At 73.1% G+C, this 14,300-nt stretch carries 14 protein-coding genes; 8 read left to right on the plus strand and 6 right to left on the minus strand.

All coding sequences use genetic code 11. From position 1 onward, the window contains the following. The first annotated feature begins 64 nt into the window (after positions 1-64). From RCO28_RS03490 to lgt, 7 genes are all read left to right on the plus strand, one after another. Entirely contained in the window at positions 65-613 is a 549-nt protein-coding gene (locus RCO28_RS03490) for a DUF2752 domain-containing protein (protein ID WP_374991083.1), read from the plus strand. Between the two features lie 214 nt (positions 614-827). Further along, the gene (gene trpC, locus RCO28_RS03495) at positions 828-1,637 is read left to right on the plus strand and encodes an indole-3-glycerol phosphate synthase TrpC (RefSeq protein WP_308939399.1); all 810 of its coding nucleotides are present in this window, start codon (positions 828-830) and stop codon (positions 1,635-1,637) included. Between the two features lie 10 nt (positions 1,638-1,647). Further along, entirely contained in the window at positions 1,648-1,824 is a 177-nt protein-coding gene (gene trpM / locus RCO28_RS39300; RefSeq protein WP_374991084.1) for a tryptophan biosynthesis modulator TrpM, read from the plus strand. A gap of 123 nt (positions 1,825-1,947) precedes the next feature. Further along, positions 1,948-3,237, plus strand: a complete 1,290-nt coding sequence (gene trpB / locus RCO28_RS03500) for a tryptophan synthase subunit beta (protein WP_308939400.1) — start codon at positions 1,948-1,950, stop codon at positions 3,235-3,237. Then, positions 3,234-4,064 (plus strand): tryptophan synthase subunit alpha, encoded by an 831-nt coding sequence (gene trpA, locus RCO28_RS03505; protein ID WP_308939401.1) that lies wholly within the window; start codon positions 3,234-3,236, stop codon positions 4,062-4,064. The genes trpB and trpA overlap by 4 nt, the downstream gene beginning before the upstream one ends. Positions 4,065-4,161: 97 nt before the next feature. Continuing rightward, positions 4,162-4,938 carry a thioredoxin domain-containing protein gene (locus tag RCO28_RS03510; RefSeq protein ID WP_308939402.1) on the plus strand — a complete coding sequence of 259 codons (777 nt, stop codon included), beginning with the start codon at positions 4,162-4,164 and terminating at the stop codon, positions 4,936-4,938. A gap of 89 nt (positions 4,939-5,027) precedes the next feature. Next, positions 5,028-5,981 carry a prolipoprotein diacylglyceryl transferase gene (gene lgt / locus RCO28_RS03515; protein WP_308939403.1) on the plus strand — a complete coding sequence of 318 codons (954 nt, stop codon included), beginning with the start codon at positions 5,028-5,030 and terminating at the stop codon, positions 5,979-5,981. 152 nt (positions 5,982-6,133) lie between these two features. Here the strand turns inward: lgt and RCO28_RS03520 are convergent, their stop codons facing one another. Genes RCO28_RS03520 through RCO28_RS03545 form a run of 6 tightly spaced genes read right to left on the minus strand, consistent with a single transcriptional unit; the run spans position 6,134 to position 13,171 of the window. Next, complete coding sequence (locus RCO28_RS03520) at positions 6,134-6,997, minus strand: CoA ester lyase (RefSeq protein ID WP_308939404.1); 864 nt, start codon at positions 6,995-6,997, stop codon at positions 6,134-6,136. Next, positions 6,994-8,190 (minus strand): CoA transferase, encoded by a 1,197-nt coding sequence (locus tag RCO28_RS03525; RefSeq protein WP_308939405.1) that lies wholly within the window; start codon positions 8,188-8,190, stop codon positions 6,994-6,996. Before RCO28_RS03525 ends, RCO28_RS03520 begins: the two co-directional genes overlap by 4 nt. 41 nt (positions 8,191-8,231) lie before the next feature. Further along, positions 8,232-9,719, minus strand: a complete 1,488-nt coding sequence (locus tag RCO28_RS03530; RefSeq protein WP_308939406.1) for an ADP-ribosylglycohydrolase family protein — start codon at positions 9,717-9,719, stop codon at positions 8,232-8,234. Next, on the minus strand, positions 9,716-10,894 hold the full coding sequence (locus tag RCO28_RS03535; RefSeq protein ID WP_308939407.1) for an ADP-ribosylglycohydrolase family protein: 1,179 nt from the start codon (positions 10,892-10,894) through the stop codon (positions 9,716-9,718). Before RCO28_RS03535 ends, RCO28_RS03530 begins: the two co-directional genes overlap by 4 nt. Positions 10,895-10,919: 25 nt before the next feature. Then, positions 10,920-12,170 (minus strand): ADP-ribosylglycohydrolase family protein, encoded by a 1,251-nt coding sequence (locus RCO28_RS03540; RefSeq protein ID WP_308939408.1) that lies wholly within the window; start codon positions 12,168-12,170, stop codon positions 10,920-10,922. Then, a complete protein-coding gene (locus RCO28_RS03545; RefSeq protein ID WP_308939409.1) occupies positions 12,167-13,171 on the minus strand; it encodes an ADP-ribosylglycohydrolase family protein in 1,005 nt (334 codons plus the stop codon). The genes RCO28_RS03540 and RCO28_RS03545 overlap by 4 nt, the downstream gene beginning before the upstream one ends. Positions 13,172-13,442: 271 nt before the next feature. On the opposite strand from RCO28_RS03545, the gene RCO28_RS03550 reads away from it, so the two are divergent. Next, complete coding sequence (locus tag RCO28_RS03550; RefSeq protein WP_308939410.1) at positions 13,443-14,174, plus strand: VIT1/CCC1 transporter family protein; 732 nt, start codon at positions 13,443-13,445, stop codon at positions 14,172-14,174. The last annotated feature ends 126 nt before the right edge of the window (positions 14,175-14,300 follow it).

A 14,300-nucleotide genomic window follows, 5' to 3' on the forward strand; every position in this document is an offset into this window, starting at 1 on the left:
CAAGTCCCGTTCCTTACGCGGCCGCCCCCGGGCGCGGGACTCGGCGGCAGGGCAGAATGCGGGGGTGACCGCAGAACACACCGCAGCCCCGCACCCACCGCGGCAGCCGGCCCCGCACCCGCCGCGGCAGTCGGCCCCGCACCCACCGCGGCAGCCGGCGCCCGGCGGCCCGAACGGCCCGTACGCGATGGCGCCCGCGCCCGACATGCGCCCGCGCGCCGTCGCCAAGCGGCTACTCATGCCCGTCGCCGTGCTCGGCTCGGTCGCCGCGGCCTTCGCGTACGTCGGCTCGGTCGACCCCAACGAACCCGGTCACTACCCGACCTGCCCGCTGCTCGCGCTCACCGGGATCCTCTGCCCCGGCTGCGGCGGCCTGCGCAGCGCGCACGCGTTCATCACCGGCGACTTCCTCACCGCGCTCGGCGCCAACGCGGCGGCCGTGGTGGGCTTCGTGGTCTTCGCCGTCGGCTGGGTGGCGTGGACCGTCGCGTCGGCCCGCGGGCGCGCCTGGCGGCTGAGTCCGAGCTCCGCGCAGCTGTGGACGATAGGCGCGGTCCTCGCGGTCTTCAGCGTCGTACGCAACCTGCCCTTCGGCGCCTGGCTGGCGCCGTGACCGCCGCCCGGAACCGGTCACTCCCCGTGGCGAACGTCCAGGTAGTGGGACCGCCGTCCACCGGATGCGGATCCTGCGCCGGTGTCCGGATACCATCACAGTGCCTACCGGAATGCGCCCCTGGCGCAAACACTCCGGTGGGACAGTTCCCCATCGGATCCGCGGGATCCGGTGCAGTCAGCTCGCTTAGCCGTCAGGGAAGGGGGCCGCTCGCGTGAGTGTGCTCGACGAGATCATCGAAGGCGTGCGTGAGGACCTCGCCGAACGGCAGGCGCGCGTCAGCCTCGACGAGCTCAAGGAGCGGGCGGCGAAGGCACCCCGGGCCAAGGACGGAGTGGCCGCCCTGCGCGGCGACGGCGTCAAGGTGATCTGCGAGGTCAAGCGCTCCAGCCCGTCCAAGGGCGCGCTCGCCGCGATCGCCGACCCGGCCGGACTCGCCGCCGACTACGAGGCGGGCGGCGCCGCCGTCATCTCCGTCCTCACCGAGCAGCGCCGCTTCGGCGGCTCGCTCGCCGACCTGGAGGCCGTCCGCGCCAAGGTCGACATCCCCATCCTGCGCAAGGACTTCATCGTCACGGCGTACCAGCTGTGGGAGGCCCGGGCGTACGGCGCCGACCTCGTCCTGCTGATCGTCGCCGCCCTCGACCAGGAGGCCCTCGTCTCCCTCATCGAGCGGGCCGAGTCCATCGGGCTCACGCCGATCGTCGAGGTGCACGACGAGGAGGAGGTCGAGCGGGCGGTGGACGCGGGCGCGAAGATCATCGGCGTGAACGCGCGCGACCTGAAGACCCTGAAGGTCGACCGCTCGACCTTCACCCGCGTCGCCCCGGAGATCCCGCCGCACATCGTGCGGATCGCCGAGTCCGGCGTGCGCGGCCCGCACGACCTGATCGCGTACGCCAACGACGGCGCGGACGCGGTCCTCGTGGGCGAGTCGCTCGTGACGGGCAAGGACCCCAAGGCCGCCGTGGTGGACCTCGTGGCCGCGGGCGCGCACCCCGCGCTGCGGCACGGACGGAGCTGAGCCCCCTCCCATGCCCATCGCCGCCCGCCTCGCACCCGGTTGCCGCCCCCGCGGCTGCCGGGCGCCCGCGCGGCGGGTGCACGGGCGCCGGGTGCGGTACGTGATCGGCTCCGAGCCCGGTCAGGTCAACGGGATGCGATGGCGCGGGGCGGCGGTCCTTCTTCCCCAGCCCCGCCCCTTCCCGTAACTGGGGCAAGCCCCCCAGACCCCCTTGATCGCCTGAACGGCTCGTCCTCAAGTTCCCCCAGCCACCGCTGGGAGGTGCCCCAGGACGGGCTTATCTTGCGTACCCACGAGGAGCATGCCGCACATGTCCAGTCAGTTCTTCATTCCCGATCCGGACGGCCAAGTCCCCACGCCGCAGGGCTACTTCGGCGCCTTCGGCGGGAAGTTCATTCCGGAGGCGCTCGTCGCCGCCGTCGACGAGGTCGCCGTCGAGTACGACAAGGCGAAGCAGGACCCCGAGTTCGCGCGCGAGCTCGACGATCTGCTCGCGCACTACACCGGGCGCCCCAGCTCGCTCACCGAAGTGCCGCGGTTCGCCGAACACGCCGGTGGCGCACGGGTGTTCCTCAAGCGCGAGGACCTCAACCACACCGGCTCGCACAAGATCAACAATGTGCTCGGCCAGGCCCTGCTGACCAAGCGGATGGGCAAGACCCGGGTCATCGCCGAGACCGGCGCCGGTCAGCACGGCGTCGCCACGGCCACCGCCTGCGCCCTCTTCGGCCTCGACTGCACCATCTACATGGGCGAGATCGACACCCAGCGCCAGGCGCTCAACGTCGCCCGGATGCGGATGCTCGGCGCCGAGGTCGTCGCCGTGAAGTCCGGCAGCCGCACGCTCAAGGACGCCATCAACGAGGCGTTCCGCGACTGGGTCGCCAACGTCGACCGGACGCACTACCTCTTCGGCACCGTCGCAGGCCCGCACCCCTTCCCGGCGATGGTCCGCGACTTCCACCGCGTCATCGGCGTCGAGGCCCGCCGCCAGATCCTGGAGCAGGCGGGCCGCCTGCCCGACGCGGCCGTCGCCTGCGTCGGCGGCGGCTCCAACGCCATCGGCCTGTTCCACGCCTTCATCCCCGATTCCGACGTACGCCTGATCGGCTGCGAGCCCGCCGGGCACGGCGTCGAGACCGGTGAGCACGCGGCCACCCTGACCGCGGGCGAGCCGGGCATCCTGCACGGCTCGCGGTCGTACGTCCTGCAGGACGAGGAGGGCCAGATCACCGAGCCCTACTCGATCTCCGCCGGGCTCGACTACCCGGGCATCGGCCCGGAGCACGCCTACCTCAAGGACAGCGGCCGCGGCGAGTACCGGGCCGTGACCGACGACGCCGCGATGCAGGCGCTGCGGTTGCTCTCCCGCACCGAGGGCATCATCCCGGCGATCGAGAGCGCCCACGCCCTGGCCGGTGCGCTGGAGGTCGGCAAGGAGCTGGGCAAGGACGGCCTGATCGTCGTCAACCTGTCCGGCCGCGGCGACAAGGACATGGACACGGCCGCCCGCTACTTCGGCCTGTACGACGAGGGCACCGACGCCGAGGTCGCGGCCGACGCCGCCGACACCGCCGAGATCGAGGGGGACGCCAAGTGAGCGGGAACGTAAGGCTGTTGAGCGAGACCCTCGCCGCCGCCAAGGCGGAGGGCCGGGCCGCGCTCGTCGCCTACCTGCCGGCCGGGTTCCCGACCGTCGAGGGCGGCATCGCGGCCGCCAAGGCGGTCCTGGAGTCCGGCGCCGACGTCGTGGAGGTCGGCCTTCCGCACAGCGACCCGGTGCTCGACGGCCCGGTCATCCAGACCGCCGACGACATCGCCCTGCGCGGCGGCGTCAAGATCAAGGACGTCATCCGCACGGTCCGCGAGGCGCACGCCGCGACCGGCAAGCCGATCCTCGTCATGACGTACTGGAACCCCATCGACCGCTACGGCGTCGAGCGGTTCACCGCCGAGCTGGCCGAGGCGGGCGGCGCCGGGTGCATCCTGCCCGACCTGCCCGTCGAGGAGTCCGGACTGTGGCGCGAGCACGCGGACAAGCACGGTCTCGGCACCGTCTTCGTCGTCGCGCCCAGCAGCAAGGACGCCCGCCTGGCCACCATCACCGCGGCCGGCTCCGGCTTCGTGTACGCGGCCTCGCTCATGGGCGTCACCGGCACCCGTGAGTCCGTCGGCTCACAGGCCGCCGACCTGGTGCGGCGCACCCGCCTGGCGGCCTCCACGGACCTGCCGGTCTGCGTCGGCCTCGGCGTCTCCAACGCCCGGCAGGCCGCCGAGGTCGCGGGCTTCGCGGACGGCGTGATCGTCGGCTCCGCCTTCGTGAAGGCCATGCTCGACGCCCCGGACGAGGCCGCCGGCCTCGACGCGGTGCGGGTGCTCGCCGCCGACCTCGCACAAGGCGTGCGCAGCGGGGTGCGCGAGGCGTAGAGAGCCCGATGGGAACGGCTCGGCGGGCTCATCGCTCGTACGGGTGGACCTGGGACCGGGGAGGCATGCTCATGCCTCCCCGGTTCGTTTGCGGGGTGTGAGCGAGAAGAACCGTGAGGGAAAGCGCACCGCCCGCGAGCGGCTGGCGATCGAGCGCGAGAAGCAGAAGGCGCAGGAGCGGCGCCGCCGCACACTGATCGTCGCCGCGGCCGTGGTGGGAGTCCTGGGCCTGGCCGCCGTCGTCGGTGTGATCGCCGCCAACGCAGGCAAGGACGAGAAGGAGAGCGCGGGCCCGGTCGTGGCCCCGAAGGGGGCGATGGGCAAGGACAGCCTGGCCATCCCGGTCGGCCGGGAGAGCGCCAAGTCGACCCTCACGATCTGGGAGGACTTCCGCTGCCCGGCGTGCGCCCAGTTCGAAAACATGTACCGCAAGACGATCCACGAGCTGGTCGACAAGGGCCAGCTCAAGGTCGAGTACCACCTTGCCACGATCATCGACGGAAACATGGGCGGTGAGGGCTCCGTCCGCGCCGCCAACGCCGCGGCCTGCGCCCAGGACTCCGGGAAGTTCACGGCGTACCACGACGTGCTGTTCCAGAACCAGCCGCAGGAAACCGACGACGCGTTCGCGAAGAACAGCAAGCTCCTCGAACTCGCCGGGAAGGTCCAGGGCCTGAACACCCCCGCGTTCGAGAGCTGTGTGAACGACGGCAAGCACGACAGCTGGGTGGCCCGCTCCAACGAGGCCTTCCAGAAGGCCGGCTTCCGGGGCACGCCCACCGTCCAGCTCGACGGCAAGGACATCTTCGGCGACCAGCAGAACCCGCTGACGCCCGCCAGGCTCAAGCAGTTGGTGGAGGCGGCCAACAAGTAGGGGTCGCGCGCGGGCCGGGCCCGTTATGGAGCCGTTAGGCCGGGCGGATTGCCGTGCATCCCGCCCGGCACGGTAGCGTCGACCCCGCCATGGAACTCCTTGCCTTCATTCCCAGCCCGGCCAAGGGTGAGATCGTCCCCTTCGGCATCCCCCTGCGCGGATACGCGTTCTGCATCATCATCGGCGTCTTCGTGGCCGTCTGGCTCGGCGGCCGCCGGTGGATCGCCCGCGGCGGCCGTGCCGGGACGGTCGCGGACATCGCCGTGTGGGCGGTGCCCTTCGGCCTCGTCGGCGGACGGCTCTACCACGTCATCACGGACTACGAGCTGTACTTCAGCGAGGGCCGCAACCCCGTCGACGCCCTCAAGATCTGGGAGGGCGGCCTCGGTATCTGGGGCGCCATCGCGCTCGGCGCGCTCGGCGCCTGGATCGGCTGCCGCCGCCGCGGCATCCCGCTCCCCGCGTACGCCGACGCCGTCGCCCCCGGCATCGCCTTCGCCCAGGCCATCGGCCGCTGGGGCAACTGGTTCAACCAGGAGCTGTACGGCCGTGCCACGGACCTGCCGTGGGCCCTGGAGATCACCCGCGCCGACGGCGGCCGGGTGCCGGGCACGTACCACCCGACGTTCCTGTACGAGTCGCTGTGGTGCATCGGCGTCGCGGTCCTGGTCATCTGGGCCGACCGCCGCTTCAAGATGGGCCACGGCCGGGCCTTCGCCCTGTACGTCGCCGCTTACTGCGCGGGCCGCGGCTGGATCGAGTACATGCGCGTGGACGACGTCCAGATGGACGACGTGCTCGGGCTGCGGCTCAATGTGTGGACGTCGATCCTGGTCTTCCTGCTCGCGGTGATCTACATCGTGGTGTCGGGTCGGCTGCGGCCGGGGCGGGAGGAGGTCGTCGAGCCCGGGGATCCCGAGGACGCGCCGTCCTCGGAGGGTTCCGGCACGTCTTCGGACAAGGGCTCTGAGGAGTCCGAGGAGTCCGAGGAGTCCGAGGAGTCCGACGGGGCCGACGGGCCCAGTACCGCCAAGCGGGTCTGAGGGTTTCTTTCCCCTCCCCGCCCCTTCCCGGCTGTGTCGATATGCGGCTGGCGCCGCGTGGCTGCGGAGCCTCGGGGCTCCGCCCCGGACCCCGCTCCTCAATCGCCGGAGGGGCTGAAACTCAGCCCCTCCGGCGATTGAGGAGAGCTTCCCTACGTGCGGGTGGCCCGCTCGCTCAAGGACAAGGTCCGCCGCGCCGCCGCCACCACCGCCGCGTCCACGAAACGGCCGTCGGGGAGGGCCAGTGCGCCACCCCCTTCCGACTCCGCCGCCTTGACGATCTCCTCCGCCGCCGCGACCTCCGCCGGATCCGGCAGGTAGGCCCGCTCGATCACCGGCAGCTGGCGCGGGTGGATCGCCGCGCGGCCGAGGAAGCCGAGGGCGCGGCCATGGGCGCAGGACGCGGCGAGGCCGTCCACGTCGCGGATGTCCGGGTAGACGGACTGGGTCGGGGGAGCGAGCCCCGCAGCGCGGCTCGCGCAGACCACACGGGAGCGGACCCAGTCCAGGCCGGAGTCGCTCGCGCCCAGGTCGGCCCGGAGATCCGCCTCACCCAGGGTGAGGCCGCGCAGGGCGGGGTGCGCGGTGGCGAGGGTGTACGCGCGCTCGATGGCGAGGGCCGATTCGAGCAGGGCGAACAGCGGCAGGGAGTCCGTGAGTTCGGCGACCCGGACCACCTGGTGGGGGTCCGTGACCTTCGGCAGCCGCAGGCCCGCGAGGCCCGGCAGTCCGGTGAGGGCGAGCAGATCGGCCCCGGCGTACGGGCCGTCCAGCGCGTTGACGCGGACGTGCACCGGCACCGGGTGGTGGGCGGTGAGTAGCTCGGCGGTGGCGGAGCGGGCGTACTCCTTGCGCTCGGGGGCGACCGCGTCCTCGAGGTCGACGACGACGGCGTGCGCGCCGGAGGCGAGCGCCTTGGCGACGGTCGTGGGGCGGTCGCCGGGTGCGTACAGCCAGGTGAGGGCTGGTGCGGGGGCGGTGTTCAGCGCGTCGGTGTACATCGCGTCGGTGGTCATACGGCGCCGGTCTTTCGTAGGTCGGTGATCTCCTCGTCGCCGAGGCCGAGTTCGGCCAGGACGGTGTCGGTGTCCGCGCCGTGCGGGCGGCCCGCCCAGCGGATCGCACCCGGCGTCGAGGAGAGGCGGAAGAGGACGTTCTGCATACGGATCGCGCCGAGTTCGGGATCGTCGACCGTCGTGACGGAGTCGAGGGCCGCGTACTGCGGATCGGCGAGGACGTCCCGTACGTCGTGGATCGGGGCGATCGCGGCCTCGGCCTTCTCGAAGGCGGCGATGACCTCGTCGCGGGTGCGCTGGGCGATCCAGTCGCCGACGGCCGCGTCCAGGACGTCGGCGTGCGCGGCGCGGTCCGTGCCGGTCGCGAACCAGGGCTCGTCGATCAGGTCGGGCCGGCCGACGAGGTGCAGCACGCGCTCCGCGATGGACTGCGCGGAGGTGGAGACGGCCACCCAGCGGTCGTCGGCGGTGCGGTAGGTGTTGCGGGGCGCGTTGTTGGTGGAGCGGTTGCCGGTGCGCGGCTGGACGAAGCCGAGCTGGTCGTACCAGAGCGGCTGCGGGCCGAGGACCGTGAGGATCGGCTCGATGATCGCCATGTCGACGACCTGGCCCCGGCCGGTGGCGGTGCGCGCGGCCAGCGCCGTCATGATCGCGTACGCGGTGGCCAGACCGGCGATGGAGTCGGCGAGGCCGAACGGGGGCAGTGTGGGCGGGCCTTCCGGCTCACCGGTGATCGCCGCGAAGCCGCTCATCGCCTCGGCGAGGGTGCCGAAGCCGGGGCGGTGCGAGTACGGGCCGAACTGGCCGAACCCGGTGACGCGGGCGAGCACCAACTGCTCGTTGGCGGCGCTGAGTTCGTCCCAGCCGAGGCCCCAGCGCTCCAGAGTGCCGGGGCGGAAGTTCTCGATCACGACGTCCGCGGTGGCGGCGAGGCGAAGGAGGGTGGCGCGGCCGCCGTCGGTGGAGAGGTCGAGGGTGACGGTGCGCTTGTTGCGGCCGAGCAGCTTCCACCAGAGGCCGACGCCGTCCTTGGCGGGGCCGTGGCCGCGGGAGGGGTCGGGGCGGCGGGGGTGCTCCACCTTGATCACTTCGGCGCCGAAGTCGCCGAGCATGGTGGCGGCGAGGGGGCCGGCGAAGAGGGTGGCGAGGTCGAGGACGCGGAGGGGTTCGAGGGGTGCGGGCTGAGGGTGCATGCAGGTGGTCCTTGGCGTGTGTGCGGGCCGGGACTTGTCGTTCAGCGCACTCGGCGCGGTGGCGTTGTGCCCACCCGTTCCGCCCTGCGGAACGATTGCCCACAACGGGGGGAGCGGGATGATTGCCCACAACGGGCGTACGTGAGTTGGGCGAGCTCGTCGAAGCCGATTCCGTCGAAGTCGCCTACGGACGTGGCGAGTTGGTTCTTGAGCGGGGCCGTCCAGCGGGGGTCGATCGCGTCCGGGTGTCCCGCGAGCAGGCCCGCGACCGAGCCCGCCGTGGCGCCGTTGGAGTCCGTGTCCCAGCCGCCCGACACCGCCCGCGTCACCGAGCCGTCGAAGTCCCCGTCGGCGTGGGTGAGCGCGGCGGCGAGCAGCGCGGCGTTGGGCACGACGTGCACCCAGTGGTGGGTGCCGTACGCGGCGTGCAGGGTGTCGACGACCGTGTCGAACGCCGTGTGCGTACGCGCGAGCCGGATGCCGTGCCGCACGGCCCGCGCGAGCCGGGAGCCGGGCGGTACGACGGCGAGCCCGGCGCGCAGCGCGCTGTGCACGTCGGCGGTCCCGCCCGCGGCCGAGGCGATCGTGGCCGCCGCGAACATCGCGCCGTACACGCCGTTCGCGGTGTGCGTGAGGCACGCGTCCCGGTGGACCTGCTCGGCGGCGGCGCCGGGGTCGCCTGGGTGGGTCAGGCCGTGCACGTCGGCGCGGATGAGGGCGCCGATCCACTCGCGGAACGGGTTGCGGTGCCGGGCCGTGCGCGGGGGTTCGACCCCGTCGAGGAGATTGCGGTACGCGACGCGCTCGGCGGTGAACGTACGGCCCGCCGGGAGCTCGTCAAGCCAGAGCGCGGCCACGTCACGGGTCGTGAAGCCGGGCCCGTACCGCCGTAGCAACTCCAGGTTCAGCAAGGGGTAGTTGAGGTCGTCGTCCTCCGGCATGCCGTCGATGTTCTCGGCGAGCGAGGTGGGGGCGCTGCGCCGGTTCCACGGGTAGGCGGCGGCGAGTGCGGGGGACAGGCCGCGGGCTGTGAAGTAGCCGGTGAGGGGCCAGTTGCCGGTGGCGCGGGCGAGGGCGCGGATGCCGGTGAGGGGCAGTTTCTCGACGGGCTTGCCGAGCAGGCACCCGACGGCGCGGCCCAGCCAGGCGGCGTGCAGCCGGTCGAGGTCGGCCCCGGCGACGGGGTCGGGGGAGGGCCAGACCGTGCCGCAGAGCGCCCTGATCGCGGGCAGCTCGGTGGGTTCGGCGTACGGGTCCTGGGGTGTCGACTCGTCCAACTCGTCCAACTCGTCCAACTCGTCCAGCTCGTCGAGGAGTTGGACGGCAAGGCGGCGCAGTTCGGGGGCGGCGGGGGTGGTGGCGGCGCCCGCGCGGACCGGGGCCGGGGCGCCGCCCGCCGTGCGCCAGCGGTGCTCGATGTCCGCGACCGCCCGTGCGTCCCGGCCGTCCTCGGCGGCCTGGCGCAGCTCGTGGCCGAGCAGGTCCTCCGGCTGCACCCAGGTCAGCCGCAGCGCGGTGGCCGGGCTCATGCCGGGTCGCCCGCGAGCAGCTGGAAGGCGTCCGCGTGCGCGGCCCTGCGCTCCTGGTCGCGGGCGAACACCTCGCGGGCCACCGCCGCGAGCAGCTCCGCCGGAGCGTGCAGGTCGAGCCGGCTGGCCTCGGCGACCTGCTTGGCCCAGTCCTGTGGCGGTCCGGAGCCGAGGGCGCCCGCGATCGCGCCGCCCATCGTGGCGATCGAGTCGCAGTCCCGGCCGTAGTTGACGGAGCCGAGCACCGTACGGCGGTATTCGCCCGCGCCGACAAGGAGCATGCCCAGGGCGATGGGGAGTTCCTCGATGGCGTGCAGCCGGGAGGGGCGGCGGGCGCCGAGCGAGGGGGCGCGGTAGTCGGGGCCGACCGTGTCGAAGGGGGCTACGGCCTCGCGCAGCGGGCGAAGCGCGGTCTCGAAGTCCTGGTGGCGCACGGCGACTTCGCAGACCGCCTCGATCGCGGCGCGCGTGCCGTCCTTGGCGAGGCGGAGGCAGGCGTCCACGACCGAGGCGGGGCTGGCCTCGGGTGCGCAGGCCGCCGCGACCGCCGCCGCGAACACCCCGGCCGCCTCCCTGCCGTACGAGGACTGGTGGGCGCCCGCGACGTCCAGGGCCTCGGTGTAGGCGGCGCGCGGGTCGGCCGCGTTGACCAGGCCGACCGGCGCCATGTACATCGCCGCGCCGCAGTTGACGATGTTGCCGGTGCCGGCCTCGCGCGGGTCGACGTGGGCGTAGTGCAGACGGGCCACGATCCACTTCTCGGCGAGGAAGATCCGCTGCAGCGGCAGCGCCTCGGCCTCGAGTTCGGGGATCCAGCGGGGCGTGCCCATCAGGTCGGGGACGAGGTGGTCGGCGACCGCGTACGCGTCGAGGTGGTCGCGGACCGTGGCGTAGACGCGGACCAGCGCGTGGGTCATCAAGGTGTCGTCGGTGATGTGCCCGTCGCCCTTGTGGTACGGGGCGATCGGCCGGGCCGTACGCCAGTCGTCCCCGTGCCAGGGGCCGACGATGCCGTTGACCCGGCCGCCGTGACGCTCGCTGATCTGCTCGGGCGTCCAGCCCTCGACGGGCCCGCCGAGCGCGTCGCCGACCGCGGCGCCGACGAGGCTCGCGGTGATGCGTTCGTCGAGCGTGGGCCTGCGCGCCTGCGGTGTGGTGTCTGTTGTGTCGGTCATGGGGCGGAGTGTCCACCCGGAGCGGTCAGTTGTGGCGGGGGCGCGACAGCACGTCGGCCAGTTCGGTGCCCAGCTCCACCAGATCGGTCCCCGCGAGCCGGGGCAGCGCACAGCCCGACAGGGTCCGGCAGGCGTCCCGCCAGCTCTTCGGCACACCCGCTGCGCCGCCGAGCGCACCGGTCAGGGCGCCCGCGAGCGCCGGCGCCGAGTCCGCGACCCGCGACAGGCAGGCGGCGGCGGGCACGGCCTCGGCGAGACTGCCGCGCGCCGCGGTGGCCAGGGCGAGGGCCACGGGCACGGTCTCGGCGGCGGCGATCCCGTAGCTGTAGACGTGGTCCACGATCTGGTGTTCCAGGAGGGGTACGAGGACGAAGGTGCCGTTCTCGTCGGCGTGCCGGGCGAGGTGTACCGCGAGGCGGGCGTTGCGGCCGATCTCGGTCTCGTGCGGGAGCTGGTCGAGGGCGGCGTCGACGACCTCGTCCACGTCGGGTCGTCCTTCCGGCTGCGCGAGCGCCACGGCGACGGCGGCGGCGATCGCCCGGGCGCCGTGCACGCCGTCGCCGTCGTTCGTGTAGCGGGCGTCGAACTCGGCGAGCTCGGCGGCGGCTCGGGGATCGCCGGGGTGTACGGCGGCGAGCACGGCGGCCCGTACGCAGGCCGCGTCGTCGAAGAAGTGCGGGTTGTCGTGCCCGGTGGCGGGCGGGCGCAGGCCGGTGGCGAGATTGCCGAGCCCGGCGCGTACGGAGATCCGCGCCCGCAGCGGGATCTGCGCCGACTCGACCTCGGGGGCGCGGTCCGCTGCCGCGGCGATCTGGGCGGCGAGGATCTGCCAGTGGTGGTCGATGGCGGCGCGGACGTCTCCCGTTCCCTCAACTTCCGCTGCCAGTACGGCGGTTGCGGTGTACGCGGCCCACTCGGCGTCGTCGGAGGGGCCGAGGCGGAGGGGTTCGGGGGGCTGGTTGAGGGCGATGGGGACGGGGAGGGTGGTGGTGGCGTTCTGCTCGGCGAAGGTGTCGAGTTCTCGGGTCAGTCTTCTCGTCCACTCCGGCATGCGTGCCGCTCTGTGTCTGGCCGCGGGCCAGCCCGCTGCGTCGCCTGCGGCGAGGCCCAGTAGTAGGCCCTGTAGTTGGGCGCCCTGGACCGGGGTTGCCCTCGCTGGTCGTGGGTTGGACCCCTCCTTCAAGGCACTCGGCACCGGGGGCTGTGCCCACCCGTTCCGCCCTGCGGAACATCTGCCCACAGCGGGTACGGAGTCGCTGCCCGCAGCGCTACTCATGGCGTCTCCTCCGGCGTCAGCAAGTCCGCGATGTCCAGGACGTGGTAGCCCGCCATCGAGGGGAGGCAGGTGCCGCGGACCGGGCCGATGGTGCGGGCCCAGTCCGGGGGGATGGCGGTGATCGTGCGGTGTGCGCCCGCGAGTGCGCCCGCGAGTGCCGCCGTCGTGTCCGCGTCGCGGCCCATGTTGACCGCGGTCAGGACTGCCTCGCGGAAGTCGCCGCGGGCCGCCGCGAACGCGCCGAAGGCGAGGCCCACCGCCTCCGGGGCGAGGTCCGTCCACGGGTAGCCGCCGATCACCACCGCCTTGCGGACCGCGCGGTCGCCGCCCGGTGCCGCCACCACCGCGCGGCGCAGCGAGCGGGACGTCCAGGAGTCCAGGGGGATCACCGAGAGCGCCGCCCCGATGACGGCCGCCGGGCCCTCGCCCACCATGGCCGCGGCGACGCCCGCCGCGATGGCCTGCGCGCCGTAGATGCCCTCGCCGTCGTGGCTGACTGTGCCGTCGATGGCGACCAGGCGGGCCGCCTCGGCCGGGTCGCCCGCGGCGAACACGCCGAAGGGGGCCGCGCGCATCGCGAGCCCGTCGCTCCAGGCGTGCCGGTGCTGTGCGGTGACGGGTGCGGCGAGGCCGCGGCGGAGGTTCTCCAGGGTGCCGCGTTCGCTGAACCCCGCGCCGCGGAACGGGCCTTCGTCGACGTCCGCGATCCACCGGTGCCAGGCCTTCTCGGCGTGCGCCACGGTCAGGGCCGAGCCGTGCCGGGCGAGCAGCAGGCCCGAGAAGATCGCGTACTCGGTGTCGTCCGTGCCCGCCGGGTCCTCGGCGACGAAGCCCTCGATGCGGCCCCAACGGCGGCGGATCTCCGAGGGCTTCATGTTCTCGACGGGGGCACCGAGCGCGTCGCCGACCGCGAGGCCGAGCAGTGCGCCGCGGGCGCGGGGCCGGAGCTCTGCCGCGTCGCCGGGTGCGGGTACCGGGAAATCGCATGCAATCGACGCCATGGCAGATGCTTCCCACACCGGGCGCTCCACGCCGCGCACGGCCGCCGACGTCACCCCTTCGACACTCCTCCGACGTCGTACGAGCCGGCCCGGAAGCCGTGGTGAGCCAGGCCTTCCTGACCTACCGCGAGGGCCGGTAAGTACGGCCTTCCTTGCTGGCGAGGGCGATTTTTCGGGCGTAATTTCGAGTCCGTGAAGGGGCCCGGGGAGGCCCCGGAGGGGAGTCCGGGCGTACGGAACCGGGCTGACGGGGAAAGGAGCACCACGGGCGATGGCGATCATCGACAACGAGGCCACGCTGCACGAGGCCCACCGGGACAACCACACCCACCGTGACGTCAACGGCGGCTGGCTGCGGCCCGCCGTGTTCGGTGCGATGGACGGGCTCGTGTCCAACCTGGCGTTGATGACGGGCGTCGCGGGCGGTTCCGTGTCGCAGCAGACCCTCGTCATCACGGGGCTCGCCGGCCTCGCCGCGGGTGCGTTCTCGATGGCCGCCGGTGAGTACACCTCGGTCGCCTCCCAACGCGAGCTGGTCCAGGCCGAGTTGGACGTCGAGCGCCGGGAGCTGCGCAAGCATCCGAAGGACGAGGAGAAGGAGCTCGCCGAGCTGTACATGGCGCGTGGTGTCGAGCCCGCGCTCGCGCACGAGGTGGCCCGGCAGCTGTCTCACGATCCGGAACAGGCCCTGGAGATCCACGCGCGCGAGGAGCTGGGCATCGACCCCGGTGACCTGCCCTCGCCGGTGGTGGCCGCGGCGTCGTCGTTCGGCGCGTTCGCGCTGGGCGCGCTGCTTCCCGTGCTGCCGTATCTGCTCGGCGCGAGTGTGCTGTGGCCGGCCGTGGTGCTCGCGCTGCTCGGCCTCTTCGCCTGCGGCGCGGTGGTGGCCCGGGTGACCGCGCGGTCCTGGTGGTTCAGCGGTCTGCGGCAGCTCGCGCTCGGCGGTGCGGCGGCCGGTGTGACGTACGCCCTGGGCACTCTCTTCGGAACCGCTCTAGGATGAGCAGACGAAGGTCTATGCAAAGCGCTGCATAACCAATCGTTACTCGGCGGTTTCGGTTGCGTGATCGCCGGGCATGAGCCGTAAGCGCTGTGGGCAACGAAGCCCCCTCGCATCGGGTCCACGGTC

The organism is Streptomyces sp. LHD-70 (assembly GCF_031157275.1).
Taxonomy (GTDB): Bacteria; Actinomycetota; Actinomycetes; order Streptomycetales; family Streptomycetaceae; genus Streptomyces.

What these genes read in the sequence shown, in the direction of transcription:
- RCO28_RS03520 (WP_308939404.1), bottom strand. Translation starts at nt 6,997, where the DNA reads ATGACCACCGACGCGATGTACACCGACGCGCTGAACACCGCCCCCGCA.
- RCO28_RS03525 (WP_308939405.1), bottom strand. Translation starts at nt 8,190, where the DNA reads ATGCACCCTCAGCCCGCACCCCTCGAACCCCTCCGCGTCCTCGACCTC.
- RCO28_RS03545 (WP_308939409.1), bottom strand. Translation starts at nt 13,171, where the DNA reads ATGGCGTCGATTGCATGCGATTTCCCGGTACCCGCACCCGGCGACGCG.
- lgt (WP_308939403.1), top strand. Translation starts at nt 5,028, where the DNA reads ATGGAACTCCTTGCCTTCATTCCCAGCCCGGCCAAGGGTGAGATCGTC.
- trpM (WP_374991084.1), top strand. Translation starts at nt 1,648, where the DNA reads ATGCCCATCGCCGCCCGCCTCGCACCCGGTTGCCGCCCCCGCGGCTGC.
- RCO28_RS03530 (WP_308939406.1), bottom strand. Translation starts at nt 9,719, where the DNA reads ATGAGCCCGGCCACCGCGCTGCGGCTGACCTGGGTGCAGCCGGAGGAC.
- RCO28_RS03550 (WP_308939410.1), top strand. Translation starts at nt 13,443, where the DNA reads ATGGCGATCATCGACAACGAGGCCACGCTGCACGAGGCCCACCGGGAC.
- RCO28_RS03535 (WP_308939407.1), bottom strand. Translation starts at nt 10,894, where the DNA reads ATGACCGACACAACAGACACCACACCGCAGGCGCGCAGGCCCACGCTC.
- trpB (WP_308939400.1), top strand. Translation starts at nt 1,948, where the DNA reads ATGTCCAGTCAGTTCTTCATTCCCGATCCGGACGGCCAAGTCCCCACG.
- RCO28_RS03540 (WP_308939408.1), bottom strand. Translation starts at nt 12,170, where the DNA reads ATGAGTAGCGCTGCGGGCAGCGACTCCGTACCCGCTGTGGGCAGATGT.